Origin of the sequence: Fictibacillus sp. B-59209 (genome assembly GCF_036216745.1) — a bacterium.
Taxonomy (GTDB): domain Bacteria; phylum Bacillota; class Bacilli; order Bacillales; family Fictibacillaceae; genus Fictibacillus_C; species Fictibacillus_C marinisediminis.
This window is the reverse complement of the sequence record NZ_JARMMC010000004.1, coordinates 40019-57900: the sequence shown is the minus strand read 5'-3', so window position 1 is coordinate 57900 and position 17882 is coordinate 40019. Positions and strand designations below refer to the sequence as shown.

Here is a 17882-nt window from a genome sequence, read left to right as displayed (position 1 = left end):
ATTCGTTCCCCCTTATACCTTTTCTCTTTTATATTTGCCGAACAATCCTGAAGGAAGAAAGATGAGAATCAAGATAAGGACAACAAACGCTGCCCCATCGCGCCACAAAGAGTAACCAAACGCACTGACGAGCGATTCGATGACACCCAGCAGCAATCCTCCCACCATCGCCCCCGGAAGAATTCCGATTCCCCCAAGAACAGCGGCAACAAAGGCTTTTAGTCCAGGAATGACACCCATTAAAGGTTCAATCTTAATATAGTAAACTCCGAAAATAACACCCGCTGCCCCTGCAAGCGCTGAGCCGATCGCGAAAGTAGCAGAAATTGTGCGGTCAACGTTAATCCCCATCAGCTGTGCTGCTTCTGCATCAAAGGATACAGCACGCATTGCTTTACCGATTTTCGTTTTATGTACGATGAACTGTAAAATGATCATGAGCGCTACCGAAACACCGAGGATCAGAAGCGACTGGCTGTTAATTTTCGCGCCAAAAATGTGGATAGCATGTTCCGGCAATACATCGCCAGGGTACGCTTCAGGCTGTGCACCCCTTACATAGATAAAGCCGTACTCAATTAAAAGAGAGACACCGATCGCTGTAATCAATGCCGCGATCCGAGTAGCGTTCCTTAGCGGTTTATACGCGATGCGTTCGATCAGTACCCCGAAAATCGCACAGACCGCCATGGCAAGAATCAATGATAAGACAAATGGGATGTGCAAAACTGTAATGGAATAGAAGCCTACAAAGGCACCTACCATAAAAACATCGCCATGCGCGAAGTTGATCAATTTAACTATTCCATATACCATCGTGTAGCCAAGAGCAATGAGGGCATAGATACTGCCGAGTGATATACCATTGACCAGCTGTTGTATGAGTTCCATCTCCGACACTCCTTAATATGTCCAATTCCTGAAAACACAGAATAGGGGGACAGAGCCCCCTATTCGTTAAACTGCTCTTATGGATTGATTTTTGTATTAAACTCTTGTTTGCCGTCTTTGTACTCAAGAATAGATGCTGATTTGATCGGGTCATGTTTCTTATCCAATGTCAATTTACCGGAAACAAGGGAAAGATCTTTTGTCTTCGCTAATGCTTTTGCAATTTTTTCAGGGCTGGCATCGCCTGAACGCTTGATGGCATCAGCAAGGTAGTACGCTGTATCATATCCAAGTGCACTAAAGGCATCTGGAGATTTTCCTTTATATTTCTTCTTGAATGCATTTACAAAGTCCTGAATCTTCTTATCAGGGTCTCCAGAAGAATAGTGGTTCGTGATGTACGTGTTATTGAGCGCTTCCGGTCCGGCGATCTCTACAAGTTTAGGAGAATCCCAGCCGTCTCCGCCCATGAATGGTGCTGTAATGCCGATCTCACGCGCTTGCTTGATGATCAAGCCGACTTCCTCATAATAGCCAGGAAGGAAAATGAAGTCCGGTTTTGCTGCTTTTAAGCGGGTAAGTGTAGCACGGAAGTCGGTATCTTTAGCGACATAGGCTTCTTCGGCCACGATGCTGCCGCCGTTTTTCTTATAAGCAGATTTAAACGCTGAAGCCAGCCCTTTGGAATAATCGCTCGCACTGTCGATGAACACAGCCGCTTTACTCGTTTTCAATTTATCTGTCGCAAAGTTCGCAGCCACTGTTCCCTGGAACGGATCGATGAAACATGTACGGAACACATAATCATTCACTTTGCCGTCTTTATTTGTAATATCAGGGTTTGTTCCTGTCGGTGTGACGAGCGGAACTTTGTTGCTTTGAGCGATCTGTACCTGAGCCAGTGTATTCGTACTCGTTGCAGCACCGATTACAGCCGCTACTTTATCCTGGCTGACGAGCTTCACTGCTCCGTTCGTCGCTTCTGCCGCTTCCGATTTATTGTCTACTTTCACAAGCTTGATTTTCTTGCCTTTAATCCCTTTTTTATTGATTTCATCCAATCCAAGCTGAAGTCCTTCTGCGATGGATTGTCCGTAGGAAGCTACGCCTCCTGAGAGCTCAAGGTTGGCCCCGACTTTAATTGTTTCTTTTCCTCCTGATCCGCCTGTCGATGCTGCACCGCAGCCCGCCATGACTCCTGCTGATAATGACAAGGAAAGAAAGATCCCAGCAAGTTTTCTCTTCTTCATTTTCTCATCCCCCTATTTTTTGTGAAAATGAAAACTACCTACAATATTTAAATATTGTAAATAAAATCAATATTCTGAAAATATTTTACACGAGATTTCTAAACTCGTCTACCGTATTTTATCTAGCACAAAATTCCTGCTTGTTTTCTAAAATTTTATAAAAAAAGACAAAAAACGAAAAAAGGCGGCAGATTGATGCGCGATTTACAGTTTTTTTTGTTTATAATAGCTAAGGTAGCTAAAGGCAATTTTGTTTCCTTGCTGTGAATGATATAATGGTGAGATAGAATGTTAACAGAAAGGCTGATACGGGATGGAAGAAAATTCGAATTTTATTAGAAGCATCATTAAAGAGGATTTGGAATCCGGCAAAAGGGACACCGTCATCACTCGTTTCCCGCCAGAACCGAACGGTTACCTGCACATCGGGCACGCCAAATCCATTGTTATAAATTTTGGGCTCGCCGACGAGTTTAACGGGCAGACCAACCTTCGCTTCGACGATACCAATCCACTTAAAGAAGACCGTGAGTATGTCGATTCGATCAAAAACGATGTCGCATGGCTGGGCTATGAATGGGAAAACCTTCGCTTCGCCTCCGACTATTTTGAGGAAATGTACAGCCGCGCTGTCCTGCTTATCAAAAAAGGAAAAGCATACGTCGATGATCTGTCACCGGATGAGATCCGCGAATACCGCGGAACGTTAACTGAACCCGGAAAAGACAGCCCGTACCGTGACCGTTCTGTTGAAGAAAACCTTGACCTCTTTGACCGCATGCGCAAAGGCGAATTCCAGAATGGTGAAAAAGTGCTCCGCGCCAAAATCGACATGGCGTCCGGGAACATCAACATGCGTGATCCGGTGATCTACCGTGTATCCCACGCGCCCCACCATAATACAGGAGACGCTTGGTGCATCTACCCAATGTACGCGTTCGCTCATCCGCTTGAGGATGCCATTGAGGGTGTAACCCACTCTCTTTGTACGACTGAGTTTGAAGAACAGCGTCCTCTTTATAACTGGGTGGTAGCAGAGTGCGAGATGGAAAGCCAGCCTCAGCAAATCGAGTTCGGCCGTCTGAATATCGAAAATACAGTCATGAGCAAACGTAAATTAAAACAGCTTGTTGACGAAGGCTATGTTGACGGCTGGGATGATCCGCGCATGCCGACCATTTCCGGACTTCGCCGCAAAGGATATACCCCTGAAGCGATCCGTGAATTTGTACAGGCGACCGGTGTTTCCAAAGGATCCGGTGCTGTAGACGAAGCGATGCTTGAGCACTTTGTGCGTGAAGACCTAAAGATGAAGGCTCCTCGTACGATGGGTATCCTGAATCCGTTAAAAGTCGTCATTACGAACTATCCTGAAGGACAAGTTGAAATGCTGGATGCGGAAATCAACCCTGAGAACCCTGAGATGGGCACACGCCAAATTCCTTTTTCACGTGAGATCTATGTGGAACAGGATGACTTCATGGAGAACCCTCCAAAGAAATACTTCCGCCTCTTCCCTGGCAACGAAGTCCGCTTAAAGCATGCGTACTTCATTAAATGTGAGGATGTCATCAAAGACGAGGATGGAAATGTCATCGAGCTTCACTGTACGTATGATGTGGAAACGAAGAGCGGCAGCGGTTTTACAGGCCGTAAAGTAAAAGGGACCCTTCACTGGGTGGATGCTTCACAGGCCATTCCAGCTGAGTTCCGATTATACGAGCCGTTGATCCGCGATGAAGATCTGAAGGCTGCTGATGAGAGTGAAGACAAAACGTTTATCGATTTCGTCAACGAAGACTCATTGACCATCCAAGAAGGGTTCATCGAGCCAAACATGAAGGACGCGAAGCCGCAGGACAAGTTCCAGTTCTTCCGCCACGGCTACTTTAACGTCGATCCAAAGCACACGGCCGAGGACAAGGTCGTGTTCAACCGCATCGTATCATTGAAAAGTTCATTTAAGCTCTAAGCTTAGAGTAAAAACCGGTTCTTTAGGGGCAACTGCCTCTCGAGCCGGTTTTTTTTGTGATTGAATGAATGCTGATCGGAGCGTCGCTAGTTTCCACAATGCCGTTTTGGCGGGTAATTCTGCTGTTTCAGCGGGTATTTTCAAATTTTGGCGGGTAAATTCTCTGTTTCCGCGGGTAAATCTCTCATTTCGGCGGGTAAACCGAATCATCGCCCAGGCAGACCGTCCAAACAATATCGATTTGAAGGAAACAGACGCTTTGGCGTATAGTAGAAACAAAGAAACAAGGAGGAATGCCGCCTGAAAGCCATAAAAGTTTCGCTGCAGATTAAAATACTCGGGCTCGTCCTGCTATTGGGTGCATTGCTGATCTTGTTGCTGACAGGGTATTTCAGTTATAAAGAGAGTAAACAAATTGAAGAAAATAAAGGACGGCTGGCCCTCGAGTTATCAAAATCCATATCCTTCATGCCTACGGTTATTGATGCTTTCCAATCGAGCGATCCATCCAAAACGATACAGCCTCTCGTTGAAAAGATACGTAAACATACTGGTGCTGAATTCATTGTGGTCGGCAACACATCCGGCATCCGCTATTCACATCCCATCCCTTCAGAAATCGGAAGAAAAATGACTGGGGGCGATAATGACCGCGCACTTAAAGGGGAGTATTACGTTTCACAGGCAAAAGGTTCTCTCGGTCCCTCTCTCAGAGGAAAATCCCCGATCTATAACCAGCAAGGAAAGATCATCGGCCTCGTTTCCGTAGGATTTTTGTTGGAAGACATTCATGAACAGATCATGAACAACTTCTTAAAAGTCCTTTTTGTTTCTCTTATCGCACTGCTGGTTTCTGTGATTGGGAGCTATATCCTTTCTAGAGATATCCGGCGAGATACGATGGGGCTTGAACCGTATGAGATCGCCGCACTGTATAAAGAAAAGAACGCTGTGTATCATTCCGTTAAAGAGGGCATATTGGCCATTGATAAAGAAGGACGGATAACGAATATGAACCAATCGGCCAAGAAGCTGCTCGATATTGAAGGATCTGTCCGGCATATGAAAGTGGACGGCCTCTTTCCCTCCGCTTATCTTTATGAGGTGTTAAAGCACGGTAACCCCCAAAGTGATAAAGAGATGTTTTGGAAAGATAAAACAGTGATCGTTAACTGTACCCCTCTCTTTCATCAAAACAAGATCAGCGGTGTGGTTGCTTCCTTCCGGGACAAAACAGAGGTGGAGCAGATGATCAATACCCTTTCTGAAGTCAAACAGTATTCTGAAGACCTTCGTTCGCAAACCCATGAGTTTACCAATAAATTATATGTTCTGTATGGTCTCTTGCAGCTTGGTGAATATGAGCAGGCCATCAGTATGATCAAAAGCGAAACACAGGTCCTGCAATTTCAAAATGCCGTCGTCTTTAACCAAATTAAAGATACAAAAGTACAAGCGATTCTATTAGGCAAGCTGGGAAAAGCTTCTGAGAAAAAAATACAGTTTGAGATCGCTTCTGATAGTTTTCTGGAAGAGCTGCCGGCACACTTCAAGCTCTCCAGCTTAATTGTTATTCTTGGAAATTTAATTGATAACGCTTTCGAAGCGGTTTATCATGTGAAGAGTCCGAAAGTCACGCTTTTTGTTACCGATATCGGAAGTGAAATTATTTTTGAAATTGAGGATAATGGCAAAGGAATAAACGATAAAGAAATACCGCTTCTCTTCAATCGGGGCTACACTTCTAAAGACGGAGATGAACCAAGAGGATATGGCTTATCAAATGCGGACGAAGCGGTACGGGATATGAATGGAATAATTGAAGTGCAAAGTAATCCAGGCACTGGTACTGTATTTACGGTGTATCTTCCTAAGAATGATAAGGGAGCTGATTCATATGATCAAAGCAGCGATAGCCGAAGATGATTTTCGAATAGCCGATATACATGAAAAGTTTTTGAAGAAATTCAATGAGATTGAGGTGGTCGGAAAGGCACTGACCGGAGAACAGACGCTGCAATTGCTGAAAACAACGGAACCCGACCTGCTTCTTCTTGATGTGTATCTGCCTGATATGCTGGGCTCTGAGCTCCTCCCTCTCATCCGTGAGCACTTTCCTAAACTGAGTATTATCATGATTACAGCCGCGACGGAAAAGGAGTTCATTGAGAAAGCCCTGGGATATGGCGCGGAGAATTATTTAATCAAACCTGTGAGCCGAGAACGATTTGATGAGATCATCCAGTCATTTATTAAAAAGCATGCTCTCCTTTCTTCCAATGAACAAGTGAATCAAAACCTGATTGATTTGATTTTTGATAAGAGGAATCTTGAGCAATCCAAAAAAGGAACCAGCTTCCCAAAAGGAATCGATGAGATCACACTGGGCAAAGTGAAGGCCGTCCTTCAGGCAAAAAGGGACGGGCTTTCTGCAGAGGAAGTCGGAAACGAGATTGGAGCTTCAAGAATTACTGCCCGCCGGTATCTCGAGTACCTCTCCTCCATAAACGAATCCAAAGCCGAAGTTGTCTACGGCATTGTCGGCCGCCCCGAAAAGAAATATTATCCCCTGTAAGAGGATGGCGAAATCGCCGTCCTCTTTTAGTTTTCTCATGAACTTTATGTACAAAATTAATTTAAAGTACTTTAATAACTTTATTTTGAAAACGTTTTCATTTCAGAATATTTTGTTTACACTCAACTTACTTACAAAAGGGGTGAAGACGATGCTCGCATTATTAGGTTTTTTAATGATACTTACATTCATGGTTTTAATTATGACAAAACGCCTGACCGCCATGATCGCCTTGATGGTTGTCCCTGTAGCTTTCGCCTTGATTGGCGGATTCGGCAAAGATATCGGACCGATGGCGCTTGAGGGCATAAAAGGTGTAGCGCCTACAGGAATCATGATCCTGTTCGCCATTCTCTTCTTCGGCATTATGATTGATGCCGGTGTGTTTGATCCCATTATCTCAAGCATTCTGAAAGTTGTAAAAGGAGATCCTGTAAAGATCGCCATCGGAACAGCAGTACTGGCTTTGTTAATTTCGTTAGATGGTGACGGCACGACGACCTACATGATCACCATCTCAGCAATGCTTCCATTGTACAAAAGAATTGGCATGAGGCCTCTTGTTTTGGCCGGTATTGCCGTATCTGCGTCCGGTGTTATGAACCTCCTTCCATGGGGCGGTCCTACTGCCAGAGCGATGACAGCGCTGCACCTCGAGATGTCTGATATCTTTACGCCTGTTATTCCATCCATGATCGGCGGCGTAGTGTTCGTCCTGTTCATGGCCTTTATTCTCGGAAAAAAAGAACGCAGCCGTGTAGGTGTTCTTGAGATTGATTATAAAACAATGGCGATGCAGGCCGCTGCTGTTGATGCTGATGCAGTCGGTTTAAAGCGTCCAAAGCTCATCGTAGTGAACTATCTGCTAACAATCCTGCTTCTTGTTGCATTGATCAAAGAACTTTTGCCAACAACTGTTTTATTTATGATTGGCTTTGCTATTGCCATTACGATGAATTATCCAAAACTGCGTGACCAGAAAGAAAGAATCGCCAACTATGCTGATAATGCCTTATCTGTCGTCACGATGGTTTTTGCCGCAGGTATTTTCACAGGAATTCTTTCAGGTACAAAAATGGTAGATGCTATGGCCAACACGATGATCACACATGTCCCTGATGCATTGGGTTCACACTTTGCGCTCATTACAGCCATCATCTCTGCACCGTTTACCTTTTTCATGTCCAATGATGCCTTTTATTACGGCGTTCTGCCTTTGCTTGCCAAAGCAGCTGCTGGATACGGCATTGATCCAGCCATGATCGGACGCGCTTCCCTTTTAGGATTGCCGGTCCATCTATTAAGTCCATTGGTCCCTTCTACTTATCTATTAGTCGGCATGGTAGGCGAAGACTTCGGAGACTTGCAGCGAGGCTTCCTGAAATGGGCCTGTGGTGCAACCGCGGTAATGATTCTCATAGCTCTCGTCTTAACGATCATTCCGTTTTGAGTTTAAAAAGAAAGGAAGGCAGCGTGCCTTTCCTTTCTTTTTTTTGCTTATGATAGTGTGCTAGTTTCCATAATATCGTTTTGGCGGGTATTTCTTCTGTTTCGGAGGGTATTTTTGGATTTTACCAGGTAAATCCTCTGTTTTGGCGGGTAAATGTTTCATTTCAGCGTGTAAATCTATTTACAGGGCCATAGCCATAGAAAAAAAACAGCCAAAACGGCTGTTTTTTCCTATACCCGATAGTAATCCCCGCGCCATTCATTGATCGCCTGCTTAATTTCTTTAGAACGCAAACTTTCTTCAGCTGCTCTTTGGCTCAACGCTGGCAGTTCTTGATCACTGGCAAAGCGCAAGGCGACAATCTGTCCGGTTGTCAGCCTGGAATCCATGAGCTTGCCGGTCAGTACAAAGTGCCGCAGATTCTCTTCGGCACGGATGGCCCGGTCTTGCGCCTTCAGCGGGTAACTTCTTACGAGTAAAAATAGAATAACCAGTGACCCTGCCGCTAAAAGCACCACACAGGCAAGGAGTACATTCTCTCCATTACTCAGCGAACGGACAAAGTAAACCAGTGCTGTTACGAGTGTCCCCAGCACGAAAAGGGACAGGACATAATGAAACAACGGATGCATCCGTGTATGGTTTTGATAGTTTTGATTTTCCATGTTATTTTCCTCCTGATTTTCGAACTTCTTATTCCCACTTAAACGTGAGGCTCGCTACGATAAAGGCACCAATCAGCCAGCAGCCAAGAATCAGGGCCTCTGTTCCCAGGCTCATAAACGAAGCGCCAACATTCATCGTCTCCCTCATCGCAGTTGTTAAGTGAGCTATGGGAAGGATATGCACGATCGGCTGAAGAAATTCCGGCATATTTTTAATTGGAAAGAACACTCCGCCCAAAAACAGCATCGGAAAAGATAGGAAGCCTGCGATCGGTCCTGCACTTTCCGGTGTTTTGGCAATCCCTGCAATGATAAAGCCAATCGCCATGAACGCGAGTGTACCCAAGATGACAAAGCTGACGAGGGTCAGCCACGATCCCCGGATTTCCACATCAAAGACAAGACGGGCGACGCCAAGAACAATGAGTGCCTGCAAGCCGTTCAGCATCAGCCGGGCGGTAATCTGTGCCGCGATAAAAGTGTGGGCTTTCAATGTCGTTCCCTGCATCCTCCGCAAGATTCCGCGTTCGCGCCATGATGCGATCTGTCCTGCTACCCCGTTCATGTTGTTGCTCATGATCATCATCGCCACGATCCCCGGGACAAGAAAGTCAATATAGCGGAGATTCAGCGTCTCTACCCCTTTTGGGTTGATGACCACCGATGGCTTATAATCCGCCTTCTGTTTACTGATGGCATCGACCGCATTATTCACGAGCTGCTGTCCAACCTGCGAGACAGCCATGTTCGTTTCATTATAAAAAACAGGAAGCCTGAACGGCTTTTCACCCTGATCCGCACTCTTCATCCTTGTTTCATAGCCTTTCGGGACCTGCAGTACAAGCTGGACGTCTCCTTTTTTCAGCTTGGAGAGCGCCTCTTTTTTACTCGATGATTTTTCGAGTGATATCGCTTCGTTTTTCTTCAAAAGACTTGCAAGTTGTTTAGATTGGGCAGATTGATCCTGGTCCACATATCCGATAGTGACCGACACGCCGTTTCCATTGCCGAGAAAAGAGCCGAGCATGACCATGAGGAAGATCGGAAACGCAAGCGTCCAGAACAAGACCTGGCGGTTGCGCAGGAAAATGCGTAATTGAGCTAACGTTAATTGCCAGTATGCTTTCATCCTTCTCTCAAGCTCCTTCCTGTCATATGGATGAACACATCCTCCAAAGTGGCGGTGCGTGTCTGCAGATCGGTCAGTTTCAGATCTTTTTCAGATGCGGTCTGAATCAGGCTGGTCAGCGTCTGCTGTAGATTATCGGTATAAAGCACTTGAACATCCTTATGGCTGCCTGTCTGCTTGACCCCTTCAATTTCTTTTAAATCCAGGACGGGTGCATCTTCTGTTAAACGGAACTCAACGGCGCTGTCCGACTGAAGATTTTTCACCAGATTCTCAGGTGTATCCAGTGCAATCAGCTGTCCCTGATCCATAATGGCAATCCGGTCACAGAGCACATGAGCTTCATCCATATAGTGCGTTGTCAGCATGACCGTCTTTCCTCTTTCCTTCAAATTCAGAATGATATCCCACAAGGTACGCCGAGCCTGCGGATCAAGTCCTGTTGTCGGTTCATCCAGGAAAATGATCCAGGGATCGTGCACGAGTGCCAGCGCAATCGCCAGCCTCTGCTTTTGGCCGCCTGATAAGCTTTTGATCCGGCTTTTACGCTTATCGGTTAAAATCATGTCTTCGATCAGATCCGGAATGGATATATGCTTGGGATAGAAGCTGGCATACATTTTCAAAATCTCTTCAACGGTCAGCAGTTCAAACAGCGTCGTAGATTGAAGCTGTACTCCAATCACTTCCTTGACGTGTTCCAGGTGCTTCTTAATATCAAATTCACCGATCCAGGCTGTTCCTTCATCCGGTTTTCTCAGGCCGACAAGCATTTCCAGCGTTGTCGTTTTTCCGGCTCCGTTCGGACCGAGCAGCCCGAATACTTCACCTTTATGTACTTCAAAGTCAACTCCCTTTACGGCGATAAAATCACCATAGCGTTTCACGAGATGCTCTACTTTAATAATGGGCTCCTGTGAACTCATTGCCATCCTCCATCCTATAAAAACTTTCATTCATAAAAAAAGAGCTAGATCCCTTCTATGAGATTCTAACTCATTTCTTTTGAAATTTATGTTTTTTTATGGCGTATAAAAAAATTCTGCCTCGATACGTGCCGTAATCTCATTCTCTCCAGTTTGGATCGGCACGGAACTTCCCTGTGACAGCATCGCTCCCTGAAACGGAACAGGCCCTGGATGGATGCCCTTTGACAGCTCTGTTACTTTTGCCGGAACCCGATTGAGCGTGACACCAAGATCACGGGATATAGCCATCGCTTTTTGCTGTGCACTGTTTACGGCAAGCGACAGAGCTCGGTTATAAAAAGCATCTGGAGAAGACACAGTGAACTGAATCGATGATACGGAATTTGCTCCCTGGCTGACCGCTGTCTCAATCACGGCTCCCGTCCTGCCCACATCATCCACCGTTACCTGAAGCTGATGGTTTACCTGATAGCCTTTAAGATTCTGCTGTCCGTTCTCATAAACATATTGCGGTTCAATGCGATAGAGTGAGGTCTGGATGTCTTTGTTCTTGATCCCCATCGTTAACAATCCATGAATGACGTTTGCCATGATCTCATTGTTCTGCTTTTGCGCAGTGTTCACATCTTTATTTTCCGTGATTACGCCTAAGGAAAGCTTGGCTTGATCGGGTACGGCAAATACGGAACCCTCACCGGTTACCTTGATGATGTTCCTCATATGTTCAGCTGTAAATTCCGGCCGGTTGTAATACATATAAGCCCCTCCCCATTGTACCGTTACATTATAGTCTATGCGGTACAACGCAGGCTCATAACAAAGCCCCCTAAAGACAGCCCACCTTTAACCAGAGTGAAGGATCGCCCCTTTTGTTGACTAGATGTTACGAAACAACTTCATGATCTCTCATAGTAACCAAACCCTTCCACCCTGCACCGAATACCTTTTTCTATTCCCTGTAGGAAAAAGGAGGAAATAGTTTAAATAGGAAAAATTACCTATATGGGTTAAAAGTTTTGTAAAAGGGATTTTTAACGAGAAGGATTACTCGTTTGTTTCAAAATATGGTAAAATAAGGAGATTTTTAAGGGGGAACGTATGTGAGAGAAAAGTGGTTTTGGGCAGGCATTATTCTGGCTGTGTTGAGTTGGATCGGCAACTCCCTCTATTATCAGTCAAAGCAGATTGAGCATCCGATCTTTTTAAAGCACTATTACGAGGCAGCAGATGACGGAGATCAATATTTAAAATTTTATTACTTGGCAAATCGTGAAGACAAGCAGGATTTACAAAGTGTCCGTATTAAGGACGCTGTAGTGTTTCCCTACTCCCAAGATGATTTTATGGCGGGTGAAAATAATCCTTCCGTTGAACAGGAATACACTCATCAGGATTTAAAAGTGTTTACCGTTTCACTGAAGGATATGCTTTCACAGATGAAGAATAAAGAAGCTTTTACTTTTAATAAAATGAGGGTTGTCATGAACAACGGCCAGAGCTTTACGGCCTACATCGGGCATGTGACGATCTATAAAATATATAAGGATGATAAAATTCTGGAGGAACAGATTGCAACCGGAAGCAATTTTGGTGATATAGGACTATTTCAGGCATTGAAACCAATTACGCTGACAAGTGTCAGTCTGCCTTTTGAAAAAGAAACGGAAAGACTAGTTTCGGTGAAAGCAAATACCGATCAGGAAGCTTTGAGTAAGGAAGCCGAAAGCGATGACCCTTTCGGCTGGACGGATCATGAGAAAAAGAGTCATAGCAGGTACCAGACTTTAAATCCGCATAAGAACTTTAGCATAAAACTAAAACAGAAGGATTGGCTTGAACTAGCCACAAGGTTTAAAGCTAGTACTCTCGCGTACTGCGATTTTTCTGTAAAGCTGCACGGAACAAGTAAAGGAAAGCCCTTTGTTTCTACCGCATTAGTAGACTATCAGCCGGTTCTCAGCCAGAGTGATGTCGACCGCATCATATTAAGGAACGGGGGCGGGGGGAAATGAGAGAAAGTTTTCACAAGCTGTTCTGGGGATTTTTATTAATTTTAATCGAGATACACATAATAGCAATTGATATTTTGCCAGACCCTGTTGGTTACTATCTCATCGTATCTGGTCTTGGACTGCTAACGATCAATAATAAAGCTCTGACAAAAGCAAAATATTTGGCATTAGGCCTCGTGTTTATATCCATCCCTACTGTCTTTATCCAGCAAAATGTCACTGGAAATACTTCCGGACAGCTGTTTGATCTGAGCCTATGGCCAATATATACGCAAGTCATTGGAATTTTAAAGCTGATTCTCGTTTTCTATGTGTTTCAGATCCTGCTGGATGCCGCTATGAAAAAAGGAGATCAACAGCTGTACGCTTCGGCCAGATACCGTTTTGTTTCCTATATGGCCGTCATGCTCATTTTGAACATCACCTTACCTTTCACAATGAATATCATCGGGGATTTGATGACTGCTTACACCGTTGTCTTCTTGCTGCTATCCCTTTTGGTAGAAGTTATGTTTTTGCTGTTGTTAAGGAAGTACAGGAAGGTTTTTAGCAATTGAATGATAGATTGCTGGCAGTAAAAAGAGAAGGCATCCTCTCTTTTTTATTTACTATTTTTTCTAACTTGTATAATTCCACCCCGAAAGATTCAATATAATCCATATTTCACCTTATTTATTTCACCATGTGAGCAGGAAATTTGTACGATTAACCATCGTTTGAAATACTTTGAGGTGGGTTGTCAATCCTATAGAAAAAGGAGAGTGTCATAATGAAAGTCTTTTTAGTAGGAGCAAATGGACAAATTGGGCGTAAACTGGTTGAGCTCTTGGGAAGCAGTTCGGAGCATTCCGTCCGGGCGATGATTCGAAACCCGGAACAAGCAAATGAACTGGAGAAGCTAGGAGCTGAAACCGTAGTGGCGAACTTGGAGGGCAGTGTTTCTGAATTGGCAGAAGCCGTTAAGGGAAGCGATGCGATTATTTTCTCGGCCGGATCCGGAGGGAGTACCGGCTCTGACAAAACCCTGCTCGTTGATTTGGACGGAGCGGCTAAAATGGTAGAAGCTGCTGAACAGGCCGGCGTCGACCGTTTTGTGATGGTCAGTGCTTTACAGGCGCACAACCGGGAAAACTGGAACGAAAAGCTTCGGCCTTATTACGTGGCCAAGCATTATGCAGATAAAATTCTTGAAAGCAGCAGTTTGAACTACACGATCGTACGGCCGGGCGGACTATTGAACGAGCCAGGTACAGGTAAAGTGGAAGCCAGCGAGAATCTTGGACGAGCCTCCATCCCCCGTGAAGATGTCGCGCAAACCGTATTGGCTGCTCTAACCGAAGAACACACATTTAAACGCTCGTTTGATTTGATTTCAGGAGATCAAACGATTCAAGAAGCGTTGAAGAACGTATAAAAAAAGGCTGGCCTCAAAGGACACATCTTGTGCTCTTTTGAGGCCAGCCTTATTTTTTTATATTAAAGCCTTAAATGTCGTTAAGATAAGTCCGATTAAAAACCCGCAAATCGCTCCGTTCACCCTGATCCACTGCAACTCTTTACCTACGTTGTTTTCCATCATATCGATCAGTGTTTCATTATCCAATTTATCAAGGTTTTCTTTCACAAGATTGCCTATTTTGGAATGGTTGCTTTCAATTAAAGTGGAAATTTGGTTTTGGAGCCACTTTTCAATGCTGTCGATTTTTTCAGGATCATTTTTTGTTCGATCAATGAGGTCTCTTATAAATGAAATCACATATCGATCAATAAACTCTTCATCTTGGGTCAGCAGCAGCAATTTATTTTGAACCTGGCACAGAATGTTTGTAATTTGATCCGCAGGACTCCATGTATTGACCATGTTATCTTTCCACTCATTAAGTTCAGCCGCCAAATTTTCCCGGTCTTGTACACTTTCTAACTCTTTGCGGATTCGATTAAGGATTAACTCCCTGTATGGATTATCTTTGTCTTGCAAAAGAATGATTCTTTTAAGAAAAAATGGCTGCAGGATATTGCCCAGCTTTTCTTCATTAATAAAATTGCTAAAAGATTGAAGGGCCATTTTAATAAACCCATCGGCCTCCGTATTATCCAGCAGTTGTTTCGCCATTTTGCCGATTTTTCTTTTTGTATCTTCCCTTGCCATCCACTTTTGTGTCTCGGCCAGAATATAATCAAAGGCTTGATCATGCATATTTCTATCCAGGGCCTTATTAATCATGGACTGCAAAAAGCCTGCAGCATCCAGGGAGCGCAGATAGTTCTTCAGCTCTTTTTCAATATACGGAGCGATATTTTCCGGATTGATATGGCGTATCGCCTGCTGAAGAAACGTTCCGACTCCTTTATGAAAGGAATTGGAATCCAATTCTTTCTTTGCGATTTTTATAAGTTTCTCTGTAATTTTAATTTGCTGGATTTTCCCCTGAATACTTTCTTTTGTCAGCCAATCATTTTCAAGCATGGATACGATGGCTTTCATCATCCTGTCACGGTTCTTTGGAAGCAACGCCGTGTGAGGAATGGGTATGCCCAAAGGATGGCGAAAGAGAGCGGTAACCGCAAACCAATCGGCCAGCCCGCCTACGAGTCCTGCCTCAAATCCCCCTTGCAGCAATTGTCCAATAAAAGAATCTTGAAATGGGATGGTTCCGAGAAACCCTGCTCCCATTACTCCCAATGAAATTTTCGCAAAGTATTTCGATTTCTTTTCCTTTTTTTCCATGGTAACTTCCCTCTGACATTCATTTGCTTAAAACTATACCATAAAACAGTGGACTGGCTGAAAAGTTTGCCGCCAGTTTTTCCCCTTAGCCGCCAGAAAGCCCGCGCTCAGCGCCCTTTCAGATAGCTCTCGAGCCCGCTGTTGGCTGATTCATAGGCCGGGAGCATCGCTTCCATTCTCTTTGTTGACAAAAAAGCGGTAAATAAACCACTAAACTGCTCCCCTTGAACCACTTTGGTCGTATCACCGAGATCTGTCAGCTCCCAGTAATGATAACCGGTCAAGATACCGGGTACCCCGCCCGTCCATGCCAGCTTTCTGTTCGGTTCAAATTCCAGTACCTTAGCTTTAAAACAAAAAGGGATGCCGTTGCCGACCGGTGATTTGACTCGAACGGACAGGCTGCTTCCTTTCCTGCATTCACCTTTAATCGAAACAATCTGCGGATTCCAGAACGAATGTGTTCCTGTGTCAGCTATAACCTTCCATACTGCTTCCATCGGGTAAGGCAGAAGGTATTCAGTCAATAATTCTTTCATTCTGCTTCCCTTTCTCTATCCTTGTTTTGGCGGCCGTTCACCATTTTTCAAATCTCTCATGCTTAGACCGAAATCCATTTGCAGATGGGGATAATCTTTGAACTCCCAGTCACCGCCCCATGTAAAGCCTAACGTTTTGGCAATGGAGACGACCTCCATCCAATCAGGTTTGTTATTACGGTTGCTGTCGCGCTCTGTGTCCCACACGACATCCCCCTCCTTGGTCTGAAGCGCAAAATCAATCGCCAGTCCGTAATTATGGTAGGATTCTCCGCCTTTAACAGTAGTGACGATATCGCCTTCTTTCGTACGGCCTTTTTCGTACAGCTCATTCTGTTTTTTTATGGAACGGAAACCATCCGTGATGACAATGGAAATCCCTTTCTCTTTCGCTCTTTGAATCAGTTTCTCTTTATTTTCTTCCACGGCCGGATGAAGTTTGGCCGGCAGCGGAACCTCTCTCTTGGCTTTCTCACGATCAAAGTACAAGTAGAATAAAAGCCCAAGAATAACAACAAAGATCAGCCAGCTTCCCAGTCTGGAAGTTGATTTTGCAGCACTCACCTGTTGAATTTCTCCTCCCTTGTCTGGATACACGTTACTCTTCTTCCATCGTACCACAAGCTTACACTACCACATAAAGATTGACATTTTCTGAATTTTCATAATAAAATGACTTTACGTACAATTAAATTTTTATGTAAAAAGGAGCGATGAGGATGCGTGTATTGGTGATAGGCGGCACAAGCTTTATGGGTCCAGAGGTCATTAAACGATTGTTTAACCTTGGACACGAGGTCACGGTTTTTCACAGAGGGCAAACCAGAACAGAATTGCCTGCCGGGGTGCATGAAATGCTTGGCGACAGAAATAATCTCTCTTCTTTTCGTTCAAAAATTCAAGAACTGAAACCTGACGCAGTATTGGATATGATTTGTCTCACTGAACGACAGGCGAAAACATTAGTCCAAACTCTTGATGGCATTGTCAATCGGGTGATTGTGGCCAGCTCACAGGATGTGTATCGTGCCTTCGGACTTGTTAACGGGACCGAAAAGGGTGCGATTGAACCGGTACCCATTGATGAAAATGGTGTTTTACGCCACAATCTGTATCCACATAGAGAGTTTGCAAAAACAGAGGAAAGGCGCAACTACGATAAAATTTTGGTGGAGCGTGTGGTGATGAATGCCCCCGGGATTGAGGGTACAATCATTAGGCTCCCTGCGGTATATGGACCGAACGATAAACAGCATCGGTGGTATTCTTTTTTAAAGCCAATGAGTGATCAACGGCCTTACATTCTGCTTTCAGAAAGCCTTGCCGGCTGGCGCTGGACCCGTGGCTATGTAGAAAATATGGCGGAGGGTATTGTGCAGGCTGTATTAAATGATCAGGCAAAAGGCAAGATCTACAATCTCGGTGAGAACGAAGCATTCACCATGAAGGAATGGGTAAAGAAGCTGGCCACCTCTCTCCAATGGAAAGGAAAAATTGTTGTTTTGCCAGACAGCAAACTTACCGAAACCTACTCCTGGGGAATTAATGCTGAACAAGATGTCATCTTCACTTCTGATAAAATACGGAGCGAATTAGGATTTACAGAAACGGTTTCATTGGAAGATGGCTTGAAACGTACGATTGATTGGGAATTAAAAAACCCTCCAGAAACTCACGGATTGGACTACGAAGCTGAAGACGAGATCATGAAGCTTCATCATGCAAAAACTCAGCCGTAACAG

General features: G+C 44.5%; 17 protein-coding genes. 8 read left to right on the top strand and 9 right to left on the bottom strand.

The features are described from left to right. Positions 1–12: 12 nt before the first annotated feature. Together P4361_RS02190 and P4361_RS02185 are read right to left on the bottom strand one after the other, a co-directional pair. Positions 13–891 (bottom strand): branched-chain amino acid ABC transporter permease, encoded by an 879-nt coding sequence (locus tag P4361_RS02190; RefSeq protein ID WP_091007719.1) that lies wholly within the window; start codon positions 889–891, stop codon positions 13–15. 77 nt (positions 892–968) lie between these two features. Continuing rightward, positions 969–2141: an ABC transporter substrate-binding protein gene (locus P4361_RS02185; protein ID WP_062238730.1), complete on the bottom strand. Its 1173-nt coding sequence runs from the start codon at positions 2139–2141 to the stop codon at positions 969–971. Between the two features lie 313 nt (positions 2142–2454). Between P4361_RS02185 and P4361_RS02180 the strand changes: the two genes are divergently transcribed. From P4361_RS02180 to P4361_RS02165, 4 genes are all read left to right on the top strand, one after another. Next, a complete protein-coding gene (locus tag P4361_RS02180; protein ID WP_328088163.1) occupies positions 2455–4113 on the top strand; it encodes a glutamine--tRNA ligase/YqeY domain fusion protein in 1659 nt (552 codons plus the stop codon). A 300-nt stretch (positions 4114–4413) separates the two neighbouring features. After that, positions 4414–6039, top strand: coding sequence for an ATP-binding protein (locus tag P4361_RS02175; RefSeq protein ID WP_248254571.1), 1626 nt, complete (start codon positions 4414–4416; stop codon positions 6037–6039). Further along, positions 6011–6688 carry a response regulator gene (locus P4361_RS02170; protein WP_328088162.1) on the top strand — a complete coding sequence of 226 codons (678 nt, stop codon included), beginning with the start codon at positions 6011–6013 and terminating at the stop codon, positions 6686–6688. Before P4361_RS02175 ends, P4361_RS02170 begins: the two co-directional genes overlap by 29 nt. A 4-nt stretch (positions 6689–6692) precedes the next feature. After that, positions 6693–8138, top strand: a complete 1446-nt coding sequence (locus P4361_RS02165) for a CitMHS family transporter (protein WP_328088161.1) — start codon at positions 6693–6695, stop codon at positions 8136–8138. Positions 8139–8368: 230 nt separating this feature from the next. Here the strand turns inward: P4361_RS02165 and P4361_RS02160 are convergent, their stop codons facing one another. The 4 genes from P4361_RS02160 to P4361_RS02145 form a co-directional block, all read right to left on the bottom strand. Further along, positions 8369–8803: a DUF6526 family protein gene (locus P4361_RS02160; protein WP_248251430.1), complete on the bottom strand. Its 435-nt coding sequence runs from the start codon at positions 8801–8803 to the stop codon at positions 8369–8371. 28 nt (positions 8804–8831) lie between these two features. Next, positions 8832–9932, bottom strand: a complete 1101-nt coding sequence (locus P4361_RS02155; protein WP_328088160.1) for an ABC transporter permease — start codon at positions 9930–9932, stop codon at positions 8832–8834. Continuing rightward, complete coding sequence (locus tag P4361_RS02150) at positions 9929–10858, bottom strand: ABC transporter ATP-binding protein (RefSeq protein ID WP_328088159.1); 930 nt, start codon at positions 10856–10858, stop codon at positions 9929–9931. Before P4361_RS02150 ends, P4361_RS02155 begins: the two co-directional genes overlap by 4 nt. A gap of 96 nt (positions 10859–10954) precedes the next feature. Beyond that, positions 10955–11617 (bottom strand): SIMPL domain-containing protein, encoded by a 663-nt coding sequence (locus P4361_RS02145; protein WP_256227133.1) that lies wholly within the window; start codon positions 11615–11617, stop codon positions 10955–10957. A 344-nt stretch (positions 11618–11961) separates the two neighbouring features. On the opposite strand from P4361_RS02145, the gene P4361_RS02140 reads away from it, so the two are divergent. The 3 genes from P4361_RS02140 (at position 11962) to P4361_RS02130 (ending at position 14287) form a co-directional block, all read left to right on the top strand. After that, positions 11962–12873: a hypothetical protein gene (locus P4361_RS02140; RefSeq protein WP_328088158.1), complete on the top strand. Its 912-nt coding sequence runs from the start codon at positions 11962–11964 to the stop codon at positions 12871–12873. Beyond that, the gene (locus tag P4361_RS02135; RefSeq protein WP_328088157.1) at positions 12870–13430 is read left to right on the top strand and encodes a hypothetical protein; all 561 of its coding nucleotides are present in this window, start codon (positions 12870–12872) and stop codon (positions 13428–13430) included. Before P4361_RS02140 ends, P4361_RS02135 begins: the two co-directional genes overlap by 4 nt. A gap of 212 nt (positions 13431–13642) precedes the next feature. Next, the gene (locus P4361_RS02130) at positions 13643–14287 is read left to right on the top strand and encodes an SDR family oxidoreductase (RefSeq protein WP_053355787.1); all 645 of its coding nucleotides are present in this window, start codon (positions 13643–13645) and stop codon (positions 14285–14287) included. Between the two features lie 57 nt (positions 14288–14344). On the opposite strand, the gene P4361_RS02125 is transcribed toward P4361_RS02130, so the two are convergent. From P4361_RS02125 to P4361_RS02115, 3 genes are all read right to left on the bottom strand, one after another. After that, the gene (locus P4361_RS02125) at positions 14345–15601 is read right to left on the bottom strand and encodes a DUF445 domain-containing protein (protein ID WP_328088156.1); all 1257 of its coding nucleotides are present in this window, start codon (positions 15599–15601) and stop codon (positions 14345–14347) included. Positions 15602–15708: 107 nt separating this feature from the next. Next, on the bottom strand, positions 15709–16140 hold the full coding sequence (locus P4361_RS02120) for an SRPBCC domain-containing protein (protein ID WP_328088155.1): 432 nt from the start codon (positions 16138–16140) through the stop codon (positions 15709–15711). Positions 16141–16155: 15 nt separating this feature from the next. Then, positions 16156–16704, bottom strand: a complete 549-nt coding sequence (locus P4361_RS02115) for a M15 family metallopeptidase (protein ID WP_328088154.1) — start codon at positions 16702–16704, stop codon at positions 16156–16158. Positions 16705–16859: 155 nt separating this feature from the next. Between P4361_RS02115 and P4361_RS02110 the strand changes: the two genes are divergently transcribed. Further along, on the top strand, positions 16860–17879 hold the full coding sequence (locus P4361_RS02110; RefSeq protein WP_328088152.1) for an NAD-dependent epimerase/dehydratase family protein: 1020 nt from the start codon (positions 16860–16862) through the stop codon (positions 17877–17879). Positions 17880–17882: the final 3 nt, after the last annotated feature.